Here is a 12,733-nt window from a genome sequence, read left to right as displayed (position 1 = left end):
TAGAAAAATAATCTAAGGCAAAAACATTGCAACTTTATTTAAGAGTTTTAAGTTCTGTAGCTTTAGGTGAATTTGGGTGCTTTTTTATTATTGGGTAGATATTTTTTTGTTTTTTCGGGCAAAGTATAGAAGAAGTAATTGAAATAATAAAATAAAAACGAAAACAACTCCCAATACAATTAATGCTACTATTCTTAATTCCGGTGTTTGTTCTACGCCAGAACCATCTACTTTTCTAACCCCAATAAATATTGCTGTAGCAGCAAATAACACTAACCAAAATAGACTAGTTATCCACCACAATTTCATCATATTAACACTCCCTTTATTTACTAAAAAAACATCATATTGTATATTATAACAAAAAAATTTTGCGTTAATATGGATAAATTATTTTTGTTAAATAAAAAAACTCAATGGATATAAGAGTTGTTAATGCTGATATAAAAGATTTCAATGCTGTTAATATCATTGTTAAAGAATGACAGGATGATCATTCCAAAGCGTTACCACCTATTTTCAAGCAGTAGATCAAGTTATTCCACAAAGTTATTTTTACGAATTATTAGAAGGGGCTAATAGTGAAATCTTAGTAGCAAAATAGAAGAAGAAGTGGTGGGTTATGCTGTAATAGAAATAATTGAGTCTCCCCATTTGATTTCATGACACCAAGAAAATATGCTTACATAATGATCTTTTAGGAAATGCCAAAAAGCTCAAGAACGTATCAAAGTTCTTGAGCCTTTTTTATTTGAGCAATTATTTGTATAAGCTAATTATAAAGATTGATCAAACTTTGTATCTATCTAATACCAACTCTACAAATTATACCCCTTTTAAAACAACCTCTTACTAAGCTTTAGAAATATCAATAAATCCTTCTCCGAACACATCACGAACATCGTGTATAGCGATGAAAGCACTCGGATCAGTAGATTGAACAATCCGTTTCAACTTTATAACTTCTTGCTTACTAATAACAATATAAAGAATTTCCTTAGGGGTTTTTGTGTAATAACCATGACCTGAGTATACGGTTACCCCTCTGTCCATTAATGTAGTCACCTGTTTGGCAATGTCATTCGGTTTATCAGAAATAATCGTAATGGCCTTCTTCGGATTCAAGCCTTCGATTACAAATTCCATTACTTTCGTGCCTACATATAGCATAATAATTGTCAACATCAGCTTTTCCGCACCAATGATAAAATAAGATGAAAAAGCAACTATTAAATCAAAAAACAATAGACCATAGCTGATGCTCCATCCTAAATACTTTTGTGTTATCCTTGCTAAGATTGTAGTACCTGCTGTTGTTCCCCCAACCCGAATGATTAGGCCAATCCCGCACCCTACAAATATTCCTCCAAAAATGGCATTTACCATCAATTCATTAGAAGCAATATCCCAGCTTTCTGTCAGATGAAGAAAAAGCGAGTTCGAAACTACAGCAATAATCGTATAAATCGTTGTTATTTTATTCAAAAATTTATAACCGACTATTAACAAAAATGCATTCAGAATTAAGTTGACTAAACCTGGTGACCACTCAAATAAATAATAGGTAATAATCGTGATACCAGTTACTCCTCCTTCACCAAGCTCGTTCGGAATAACAAATAAATTAACACCTAACGCAAAAATAAACGCACCAATAATGATAAAAATAATGTCTGTGGTTCTTTTTTTCATATACTACCTCACTGCTTATAGAAATATTTACTAAGAACAAACTCTCACCATTATATCGTGGATCATTTAAATCGAACAGTAGTCTTTTATTTATTTTAATACAGGATTTTAATCAAACTTTATTATAAATCTACACAATAGAAGACGGAGTATCTTTTATATGCAATTCAGCACCTCCATTACTGAAGTCATGATGCCTACAAAACAACTTATTAATGTTTCGTTGTGCTTCTTTGTATCGGAAGCGGTATTGCCAGCAACTATGTAAGGTTCAATAACTTCCCTCGCCCAACTTATAAATGTTTTCTTCCAAGTAGTACCCCAACCAGCATACGAGTTAGCCCCTCATTACATATAAATCGGCTTTATAATTCAAAGAAATTTTTTCTACTTCTAATAAATTATTAGTAGGAATCCCACTTTTTTAGACAAGCATTCTAAATACATATAAAACGCCAATGATTATTTCCCCATTTAATTCGTTATTTTTTTATAGCTTTTGATTTTTTTATTCCCTGGTAATTCGTATTTTCCCCCTTGATCTTGCAACCTTGCATAATTTTTTTCGACTCTTCTGATGTCATTTTCACTTTATATCCCATCGACTATAGCTCCGTTTTTAATATAGTATGCACAATTATGAAAATTTTAATCGCTTTCAGCCTACTCCCCTACCGGTTTTCATACACTTTTATATCCCGAACAAAATGATTGTATCCAAGAGTAAAGTTAGGAAGAGAGATAAGGAAAAATGGAGAGAGAAGCCGGGCGAGTGATAAAAGAGCCAGAAAAAAAGACAGGAAAAAGAACGAGGTCAAATCGTAAGATTGATATAAATGTATATTTATAATAAAGATTAATCAAATTAATACTAATAGCCTTGATAAACAAGCAAAAAGAAAGAGCATGTTTTTTAAAAAAGATTAATCAAAACACGCTCTTAATATATTTTATTGAATCATTCTTTTATAAAAAAGTTTGATTATTTCTATGATATCTCCCATGGCTTTTGGGACCGCTACTCTAATCCTTTAACTGATAGAAAACCTGTTCAATTTTGCCTCAGTACCAAGCATGACAGTATTAAGCTCATTCCCTCGGCTATCTTGTCCCCTTCTGAAATAGAGACTGCGTAAAAAATTCTTGCTGTTCACGCGAGCAATCACCTGACTGCGACTTCTCGGCAAATTGCAGCATTGCGCTAAGCCGTTAATCCAATCAGCGATTTCTTGATGTGTAACTAACTCTTTGTCAATCATCGTATCCACGATGTTGACCAACCGCTCATCATCCTCATCGCTAAAAATGTGTCTACCATTATGAAGCATGCCAGAAATAGCGACAAGAACCTCACGCAGCAGTGTGACGCTGCTCTCCTCGCACTGCACCAGCTCGACAAAAACATCCGCACCGTGAGACGCGCTGTGAGCCCAGCCTCCTACTGAAAGGTAACCCCGCAGATCCTTCTCCTCTTTATAATAACGTAGCATTGCATGCATTAATTGCTCAATTTCGGCTAGATTGAAAAACGGATTCTGTCTGTGGCGTTGCACAATCAAAGCGATAGGCAAGGCAGAGAACGTCCTTGTAAAAACTGACTGATCATCCTCGCTGCCAATATTATAGAACAAATGGTTTTCACCAGTCAGAACAGTTAAGAGACTACGCAGCACCTCTCCACTGAACCTATTCTCTTCCTTAATCCACATATAAAACATCGGATAAATCAGGTTATCCCGTAATTCTGGCTGAGGATCGCCAATATATTGAAGTAACAAAGGTAAGAAATCTTGATGCTGCTCACCTTCGCGTAACTGATACTCATCCTTCTCAATTCTTTGCAAATCCAGCATCAATTTGGTCCTTATATCGCTCATTTTCCCATCCCTCTCATCATTCGATCTATTCGGTCGATTGTTTTTTCAAATACTCTTAAACCTACGTTGTTATTTTTAAAAATTTTTTGCAATCTTATTTTTACTCCCGATTCATGAGCTGTAATTAACCTTTGACTCTACTTTAAGTCATCAATAAGAATTATTTCCGATAAACACAAACAACTTTACCGTTTTTACTCTTGATTACTTCAGCTTTCGGAATACTATTTCTACCGACCCCACAACCTAAATCTAGGACTTTTACGTTCTCTTTACCATCAAATAAATGTAATAAATCGGTTACCGTTTTTACAGGTTTGTGTAACCAAGAACCTTCTTCAAATAATTTATATTTATCATAACAATAATCGTGATATTTCTTCTCTTCATTTCGAATAAATTCAATTCTACTCAATGTTTTCACCCCTTACATCAAATTCTTTATTGAATGAAGAAACACCTTCTTAAACTATCCTGCCCCGTTAGTTCAATAAAGAAAAAAGAGCCATACATTTTAAAATTATTAGTACCATCATATTAGCTCCTTTAATTGATACGTTCAACGTACCAAGGGGTCTTATTGTTTATAAACGTTGTTTGAATACGGGCTTATTTTGTTTTGGTATGTAACTACTTTGGAATGATAAAACTTATCTCATATTGGGGTAAGTTTTTTATTGCTATCAACTTTTTCTTCATTTCACACGTCTAGTAGTTGTATACAATTTGAAAATGTTAAAAAGGAGCTTCTTTGGACATGAAAACAAGAAATGCATTTCAACATGAAGAGAAATTTGTCCAGTTTATTCGTGAACAGAAAGAACGTTTTTATTTGCTCGCTTATAACTATACGAAAAATGAACAGGACGCACTTGATGTTGTACAAGACAGTATTCAAAAAGCAATGCTTTCTCTCGATCGACTAGAAAATGTCGAGTATATGAAAAGCTGGTTTTATAAAATCGTCGTACGTACTTCCATTGATTTTTTACGTAAGCATAAACGCTTACATGTGACAGACGATGATACATTGCAATATTTAACACCTGCACAAGAGGATGTCTACGAAGACGTTGATTTAGAGCATGCGTTAGACGAGTTACCTCAAATGTATCGTGAAGTTGTCATTTTACACTATTTTGAAGATTTAAAGCTCGCTGATGTAGCCAATATCCTAAACATTAAGTTGAGTACAGCCAAAACTCGCCTTTATAAAGCGTTAAAACTCTTAAAAATTCAATTGCAAGATGTGAAGGGAGAAACAACACATGGATGAAAAATTAGAAGAAATAGAAAAGCAATATAATGAGGTACCCATTCCAAAAGAGCTTGATTTTGTGGTTGAAAACGCACTAGAGCAAGGCAAAAAGAAGAGAAAAAACCGAGCACCACTATGGTTACTTGGATCTGCAGCGGCAGCAATGCTTTTTACAGCTAGTTTAAATGTCAGTCCTGCAATGGCACAAACACTTTCAGAAATTCCTGTTGTTGGCAGCATCGTAAAAGTTTTAACATGGACTGAATATGAAGTTAAAGAAGACACATATGACGCTGACATTAAAGTACCTTCTATTGAAAACTTAGAAAATAAAGATCTTGCCAATACTTTAAATGAAAAATACCGTTCAGAAGGTAAGGCTCTTTATGATGACTTTATTTCTGAGGTTGATTATGTAAAGGAAATTGGAGGCGGTCATGCAGGGATTGATAGTGGTTATGAAATCAAAACAGTTACTGACCAAATCTTATCAATTGGCCGTTATACCGCCAATACAGTTGGATCATCTTCTACAACTATGCACTACGATACAATTGATAAACAAAATGAAATTTTAATTACACTACCGATGCTATTTAAAGACGATAGTTATATTAAAACGATCAGTGAAAACATTATTGAACAAATGCGTGAACAAGCTGCATCCGACCCAGATAAAACGTACTGGGTAAAAGGAGGAGGTCACCCTGATGAAGAAGTTATAGATGAATTTACAACTATTAAAGCTAATCAACAATTCTATATTTCAGATAAAGGTAAACTTGTTATTTCCTTCGATAAATACGAAGTAGCACAAGGCTATATGGGTATAGTAGAATTCGAAATCCCAACCGATGTCCTAAAAAATGATCTTGTAAGTTCTAAATATATTCATTAATCATTTTGCTAAAAAGTATTGTTCCAAAATACGAGGTATTTGACGATTAAATTGTCAAATACCTCGCTTTTTTATGTATGAAATACTTCTTTGGTTCTTCTTTTAAGAAGAGTATGATTATTTTAAATCTCCTTCTTCAACTAAACTGCCCCGTTAGTTTAAGTACATTTCTTCACAATCTTTATAGTGATATTAACATAAATATCCAACAAAAAAATCATCTCTCCTCCAAAAATCTAAAGAGGTGAGATGATTTTAATCAAACTTTATTACAAATAATCAAACTTTTTTATAAAGCAACAATTCATCCTTATAATAACAATTTCCTACTCAACCGTAACTGATTTAGCCAAGTTACGTGGTTTATCTACATCGCAACCGCGGTATAGTGCTGCATAGTAGCTTATAAGCTGTAATGGTACTACTGACATAAGTGGTGTTAGTAATGGGTGTACTTGTGGCAGGACAATAGCGTCGCCATCTTGTTCCATACCTTCCATAGAGATGATACATGGATTTGCACCACGTGCTGTGACTTCTTTCACATTCCCTCGGATGTTCAGGCTAACTGATTTTTGCGTAACAAGTGCTATTACTGGCGTACCTTCTTCAATAAGAGCTATTGTGCCATGTTTTAGTTCTCCTCCAGCAAAACCTTCAGCTTGGATGTAAGAGATTTCTTTTAATTTCAGTGCACCTTCTACACTTACACAATAATCGATATTACGACCGATGAAGAATGCGTTACGTGTTGTTGATAAATAGTCTTTAGATGCTATTTCAAAGACCTCTTTTGAATCGACAATTGACTGAATTGCATTCGCCACGATAGCTAACTCTTTTTTCAGGTCGAAGTTTACTTCAATTCTTTGAGATTTTGCTTCTACATAAGCTGCAATTGCTAATACCGCTACTTGGGCTACATATGCTTTAGTAGAGGCTACAGCGATTTCTGGACCTGCATGTAAGAGCATTGTGTAATCTGCTTCGCGTGACAGTGTTGAACCAGGTACGTTTGTAATTGTTAACGTTGGGTAACCAAGCTCTTTAATTTTCACTAATACTTGGCGGCTATCTGCTGTTTCACCAGATTGTGTTATGAAAATAAAGAGAGGTTTTTCAGATAGTAGTGGCATATTGTAGCCAAATTCGCTTGAGATATGCACTTCAACTGGAATACGTGCGATTTTCTCGAAGTATTCTTTACCTACTAAACCAGCGTGATAACTTGTGCCAGCTGCAATAATATATAAGCGATCTGCTTCGTGCAATGCTTCTGCAATTGCAGGGTCGATAGCCAGTTCACCTTGTTCATTTTCATAAGCTTGAATGATTTTGCGAACAACACTTGGTTGTTCATCGATTTCTTTCAACATGTAGTGAGGATATGTGCCTTTTTCAATGTCACTCATATCTAACTCAGCTGTATATGGAGACCGTTCTATTACTGTGCCATCTAGGTTTTTAATCGTCATCGCTTCTTTTCGTACGATTACGATTTCTTTGTCATGGAGTTCTACAAATTGATCTGTTACTTGTAGCATTGCCATAGCATCAGATGCCACGACGTTAAAACCTTCACCCACACCTACTAGTAACGGACTTTTATTTTTAGCGACGAAGATTGTTTCTTCTTCAGCTGCATCAAGTAAAGCAATAGCATATGAACCGTGTAGTAAAGCTAATGTATGACGGAATGCTTCTTCTGTAGTCATTCCATCAATCACAAACTTTTCAACTAACTGCACAATAACCTCTGTATCTGTATCGGATTTCATGTCCACGCCTTGTAAAAATTCTTCTTGCAATAAATGATAATTTTCAATAACACCATTATGCACAAGTGTAAATCTACCTGATGCACTTTGATGTGGATGCGCATTTAGTTGGTTTGGCACGCCATGAGTTGCCCAGCGTGTATGACCAATTCCTGTGTTAGCTAGAACGTCTTCTTCTACTACTGCACGTAAATCAGCGATACGTCCTTTTTCTTTAAAGACTGTAATCCCTGCTTCATTACGAAGTGCAATTCCTGAAGAGTCGTATCCACGGTATTCTAATTTTTCAAGGCCTTTTAAAAGGATTTCTTTCGCATCCATAAAGCCGATATATCCAACAATTCCACACATATTAAATTCCTCCGAAGTTTGCAAAATTAGCCGCAAGAAAGTATACCTCGTCTTCCTAAGAAGTCGGGGAAACATTCTTATGCTGCTGTGTCTTTGCCATTTTGCTTCTTTGTCCGTTCGATTACTCAAACGTTTTATAAGCAAAATTTCGATCGGGCAATGGCGATCGGGAGGCATCCGCCGAAACTTTCGATACTCCTCCACCTCGTCTGCTGAAGATCTATGTCGTCCAATTTCTTCAGCGCTGGCGCTATAATTGTTTTCCTTTGTTTTATGCGCTACTTTTGATTTCTCCTTCTGCGCAGCTACTATTTTAGTATAAAGATTAATTCTCTATACAGCAGCACCTTCATCATACTTAAATCACTATTCATAGTCAATCAGAAACATGCTTTGAAAAGGTTTACAAGGAAAAATAATATTTCCCACTATATTATACGTTCAAATTGCACCTTTTGTTCCCCACTTTCATAAAATCAACCGTTAATGTGTATACATTAACGGTTAGTTCATTATTATTTATCTAATAATTTTAGTAATTCTCTATTAAATGCTGGTATGTCATCGGGTGTACGACTTGTTACCAATTGATTTTGGCATACGAATACTTCCTCATCTTTATAAATCGCTCCCGCATTTTCCATATCTACACGAATAGATTTATAGCCAGTTGCCCCACGGCCATCTAAAGTCTTCGCGGATATCAATAATTGTGGACCATGACATATTGCAAATACAGGCTTTCTTGCATCCATAAATGCTTTTGTAAAATTGACAAATCGATCATCAGCTCTTAGTAAATCCGGTGAAAATCCACCTGGAATAAATAATGCATCAAAATCTTCTGGTTCCACATTATCAATGGCGTAATCAATTTTCACCTTTTCACCATGCTTACCTTCTACTTGATTGCCTACTTCATTTTCAATTGTAAATACTTCATGTCCAGCGTCTCTCATAGCTTTTGCAGGATCCGTAAATTCCACATCTTCAAACATATTCGTTATGACTGTTGCTACTTTTGCCATTTCCAATCACTCCTAAGTTGTTTGTTGAATAAGGGTACATTATCAACCCTACACTAAAACTATTCCACATTTGAAGTAAATTAAACATTAACATTTAATTTCAACGTAGGCTGGTGATTAGTACTACTATTTCTACGAAAAATAGCATTATACATTACTCCATTGATAAACTTCGAGTTATGAGATTAAGAAGTTAGTTAAATTAATATGATTTAAAATACAAAAAGGGCAAGCATCTCGAAATATGCTTGCCCTTTTTCTTCTATTATTCAGTTAATCCCATTTCCTCTTTTACAACGGCTGCAATTCGTTCTGCATAAGCTTCACAATTCTCAGTTGTCGATGCTTCGACCATTACACGAACTAATGGTTCAGTTCCTGATGGTCTAACAAGAATACGACCATTACCATTCATCTCTTGCTCTACCTCAGTAATTACTGCCGCTACTTGTGCATTTTTTGTAACAGCGTATTTATCTGTTACACGAATATTAATTAGCTTTTGAGGGAAAATCGTCATCTCAGCTGCTAGCTCAGATAATGTTTTACCTGTTAATTTCATCGCATTAACAAGTTGTAAACCTGTTAGTAAGCCATCACCTGTTGTGTTGTAATCAAGGAAAACAATATGCCCTGATTGCTCTCCGCCTAAGTTGTAATCGCCTTCGCGCATAGCTTCTACAACATAACGGTCACCTACTGCAGTTTGAATACTTTGCATACCATGTTCTTCTAGACCTTTATAGAAACCCATGTTACTCATAACCGTAGATACAACTGTATCTTTGTTTAAACGTCCTTTTTCTTGGAAGTGTTTAGCGCAAATATACATGATTTGATCTCCGTCAACGATATTACCCTTTTCATCGACAGCGATTAATCTGTCACCATCACCATCAAATGCAAGTCCAACATCTGCGCCTTTTTCAACTACCATTTTAGCTAGGTCTTCAGGATGTGTAGAACCTACACTCTCGTTAATGTTTAAGCCGTTTGGTGAAGCACCCATCGTTGATAAATCTGCTTCTAAGTCTGCAAATAGGTGTGCTGCGAGTGAAGATGTTGCACCATGTGCGCAATCTAATGCAATATGGATACCCGTAAACTCTTCTTCTACTGTCTGTTTCAGGTATTGAATGTACTTTTGACCGCCTTCTAAATAGTCACTTAATGATCCTAAGTCACCACCTGTTGGGCGAGGTAGATCATCTTGTTCTTGGTCTAATAAAGCTTCAATTTCTGCTTCTTGTTCATCAGTAAGTTTAAAACCATCGGGACCGAAGAATTTAATACCATTATCTGCGACTGGGTTATGAGATGCTGATATCATAACTCCTGCTTGACCACTCATAACACGTGTTAAATAAGCCACTCCTGGTGTGCTAATGACGCCTAGGCGCATTACCTCTGCTCCTACTGACAGCAAACCGGCTACAAGTGCTCCTTCAAGCATTTGTCCAGATATACGTGTATCACGACCAATTAATACTTTTGGACGTCCTGTGGCTTCTTTCGTTAAAACGTATCCACCGAAGCGACCGAGTTTAAATGCTAACTCAGGCGTCAGCTCACTATTGGCGACTCCGCGGACGCCGTCTGTACCGAAATATTTACCCATTTTGTTCTCTCCTTCAAAACTATCTACGATCCTTCAATCAAATTCGTTTAAGATATTCGTTCTATTCGAAGATTAGCGATGTTATTAGAAAGTGACCAGGTAAGATCCCTTGGTCCATCAACTTGAATAGATAGCTTATGATTTCCAATGTGTTTATCTGCTGCTTCAATATATATATCGAAATCATCAATATCTAGATTTGCTAAATCCTTTTCATCACCTTTAACAGTTAATGTAACTAAACCATTCTTTGGTGTGATAAAGTCGCTACTATAGTCCTCATCTAGGTTTCGAACGTCAACAGCTACATTCTTAAATTCTTTCGAGCTTATAATTGATGAAGTTTCTTTCTCGTCAGTCTCTTGTTCTTCGTCTTTAATTACTTCTTCATCAGTATTCGATTCGTTTTTCTCAACTACAGCTTGGACTTTTATGCTGTCTTCAGACAGCCGTGAAATGCCCTCTGGCTTATCAATATCAATATTAAAGATACCAGATTTTTTGATTTTAGATACATCTACATCAACATTAAGTTGTTCCATATTTTCAAGAGCAGCTTTTGATCCGAATAAAGTCATCTTGCTCGTTATGGGCGTCAATGACTTTATCGTGATATCTTTACCTGGCGTCCCTTTTTGATTTAAGACGACAGGTACTTCCTTAGTATACTCTCCAATGTCAACATTCACTTTAATCTTCCCTGGCTTCACTTGGACATCTAATTTGTTCATTTCACGATCAAGTATTTTTACATTTGCTTCCTGTTCAAAGGAACTCTTCAGTCCTTGCTCGCCAGTAACTGTCGCTTTTACATAGCTTATGCTATCTACTGCACTTTTAGCGCCAGTAACTGTTACCGTATTAGGATTCGCTGTCATACTTTTCACGTAATAGTCTTCTGCCAGTAGTCTTTCATTAATTTCCGGATCGATTTTAAATGTTCTTGTTACCCTTTCTTCAATTGAAATATCAATTGTTGATGGGTCCATTTGTACTGATAATTTATCAGAAAAATTTTCATGTTGAATCGTTACTTTATGTTCCCCAATTGTTTGCTTACGTAAATCTACGAATACAGTATAATCACTCACTGCTTTCGTTTGTAAGACGATGGCCATTGGACCCTTGATCGTAACATCTACGGTTTTTGGAACTCCTGTAACGATTAAACTCTCATCATCATAGTAAACCTGTACGGGTACATTATGAAGCACGTCCGCTTGTGTCCCTGATGAAAAGCCATCAGAACTATCTTTTTCTTTTGGCTGAACCGTAAAAAATAGGAGCATAGCTAATGTTAGGGCTGTAATTCTTAAAAACCAGGGGCTTTCAATCAATTTATCCATCATTTTTTATTCCCCCTCCAGCTCCACTTAGAGGTATTTGTTGCTTCTAGCTCGGGGCCAAACCACGCTTTACGTAAACGCGCTTCAAATTCTTCAATTGAAAGGTCACGGTGTAAATCTCCATTAACCGTTAAACTAATTGCTCCCGTTTCTTCTGATACAATAATTGTTATGGCATCAGTCACTTCACTAATACCTATAGCGGCTCTATGACGTGTACCTAGTTCTTTCGAGATAAATGGACTTTCTGATAATGGTAAATAACAAGCTGCAGCTGCAATTTTGTTCTTTTGAACGATTACTGCTCCATCATGTAATGGTGTATTAGGTATGAAGATATTAATTAGTAATTCAGACGAAATTTCAGAGAACATCGGAATCCCTGTTTCTACATAATCATTCAAACCTGTTTCGCGTTCGATAGAAACAAGCGCTCCAATACGTCGCTTCGCCATGTAACTAACGGATTTTGACATCGCGCTTACTAAGCGTGTACGCTCTTCATCTTCTTGTAAATTACTACGAGCAAATAGCTTACCACGACCAAGTTGTTCTAGTGCTCGACGTAACTCTGGTTGGAATATGATAATAATAGCGAGGAAACCAAAATTGATAACCTGTTGCATCATCCATCCCAGTGTATTAAGGCCTGCATATACAGTAATAATACGAATAATAATGATGACGAATATTCCCTTTAATAATTGGACAGCTTTTGTTCCTCTTATTAAGGTTAAAATTTTATAAATAACAAACCATACTAAAAGAATGTCCAGAATGTTCATCAACATTCTAATCCATACATTGTCGGTAAATTGTGTAATTTCATTAATAAAAGACATGTGGATCCCCCACTTTTCTAGCGAGTGCATATGTGTTCAGTATAG

The 12,733-nt window shown here is 35.9% G+C and carries 10 protein-coding genes and 1 pseudogene; 2 read left to right on the top strand and 9 right to left on the bottom strand.

Annotated features, from left to right (window positions below; translation table 11 throughout):
- Positions 1 to 87: 87 nt before the first annotated feature.
- The 4 genes and pseudogenes from MHH98_RS00670 to MHH98_RS00655 all read right to left on the bottom strand — a co-directional run.
- The gene (locus tag MHH98_RS00670) at positions 88 to 312 is read right to left on the bottom strand and encodes a DUF3923 family protein (RefSeq protein ID WP_051448750.1); all 225 of its coding nucleotides are present in this window, start codon (positions 310 to 312) and stop codon (positions 88 to 90) included.
- Between the two features lie 540 nt (positions 313 to 852).
- Positions 853 to 1,692 carry a YitT family protein gene (locus MHH98_RS00665; RefSeq protein WP_038186554.1) on the bottom strand — a complete coding sequence of 280 codons (840 nt, stop codon included), beginning with the start codon at positions 1,690 to 1,692 and terminating at the stop codon, positions 853 to 855.
- A gap of 1,031 nt (positions 1,693 to 2,723) precedes the next feature.
- The gene (locus MHH98_RS00660; RefSeq protein ID WP_340712170.1) at positions 2,724 to 3,569 is read right to left on the bottom strand and encodes a DUF2785 domain-containing protein; all 846 of its coding nucleotides are present in this window, start codon (positions 3,567 to 3,569) and stop codon (positions 2,724 to 2,726) included.
- Positions 3,570 to 3,741: 172 nt separating this feature from the next.
- A pseudogene (locus MHH98_RS00655) lies at positions 3,742 to 3,984 on the bottom strand (class I SAM-dependent methyltransferase); the annotation flags it as partial.
- Positions 3,985 to 4,326: 342 nt separating this feature from the next.
- On the opposite strand from MHH98_RS00655, the gene MHH98_RS00650 reads away from it, so the two are divergent.
- Both MHH98_RS00650 and MHH98_RS00645 read left to right on the top strand, forming a co-directional pair.
- Positions 4,327 to 4,845, top strand: coding sequence for a sigma-70 family RNA polymerase sigma factor (locus tag MHH98_RS00650; protein WP_038186561.1), 519 nt, complete (start codon positions 4,327 to 4,329; stop codon positions 4,843 to 4,845).
- Positions 4,838 to 5,725, top strand: a complete 888-nt coding sequence (locus tag MHH98_RS00645) for a DUF3298 and DUF4163 domain-containing protein (protein WP_340710458.1) — start codon at positions 4,838 to 4,840, stop codon at positions 5,723 to 5,725. Before MHH98_RS00650 ends, MHH98_RS00645 begins: the two co-directional genes overlap by 8 nt.
- Positions 5,726 to 6,051: 326 nt before the next feature.
- On the opposite strand, the gene glmS is transcribed toward MHH98_RS00645, so the two are convergent.
- The 5 genes from glmS to cdaA all read right to left on the bottom strand — a co-directional run bounded on the left by glmS (position 6,052) and on the right by cdaA (position 12,688).
- Positions 6,052 to 7,854 carry a glutamine--fructose-6-phosphate transaminase (isomerizing) gene (gene glmS / locus MHH98_RS00640; RefSeq protein WP_038186566.1) on the bottom strand — a complete coding sequence of 601 codons (1,803 nt, stop codon included), beginning with the start codon at positions 7,852 to 7,854 and terminating at the stop codon, positions 6,052 to 6,054.
- Between the two features lie 515 nt (positions 7,855 to 8,369).
- Positions 8,370 to 8,882, bottom strand: coding sequence for a type 1 glutamine amidotransferase domain-containing protein (locus MHH98_RS00635; protein ID WP_038186569.1), 513 nt, complete (start codon positions 8,880 to 8,882; stop codon positions 8,370 to 8,372).
- 265 nt (positions 8,883 to 9,147) lie between these two features.
- Positions 9,148 to 10,500, bottom strand: coding sequence for a phosphoglucosamine mutase (glmM, locus tag MHH98_RS00630; protein WP_038186571.1), 1,353 nt, complete (start codon positions 10,498 to 10,500; stop codon positions 9,148 to 9,150).
- 47 nt (positions 10,501 to 10,547) lie between these two features.
- The gene (locus MHH98_RS00625) at positions 10,548 to 11,849 is read right to left on the bottom strand and encodes a CdaR family protein (protein WP_051448751.1); all 1,302 of its coding nucleotides are present in this window, start codon (positions 11,847 to 11,849) and stop codon (positions 10,548 to 10,550) included.
- Positions 11,846 to 12,688 carry a diadenylate cyclase CdaA gene (gene cdaA / locus MHH98_RS00620; protein WP_038186573.1) on the bottom strand — a complete coding sequence of 281 codons (843 nt, stop codon included), beginning with the start codon at positions 12,686 to 12,688 and terminating at the stop codon, positions 11,846 to 11,848. The genes MHH98_RS00625 and cdaA overlap by 4 nt, the downstream gene beginning before the upstream one ends.
- Positions 12,689 to 12,733: the final 45 nt, after the last annotated feature.

The sequence above is a fragment of the Viridibacillus sp. FSL H8-0110 genome (assembly GCF_038003565.1).
Classification (GTDB): domain Bacteria; phylum Bacillota; class Bacilli; order Bacillales_A; family Planococcaceae; genus Viridibacillus; species Viridibacillus arenosi.
The sequence above is the reverse complement of the archived record's forward strand: the minus strand, read 5'-3'. Positions and strand labels throughout refer to the sequence as shown.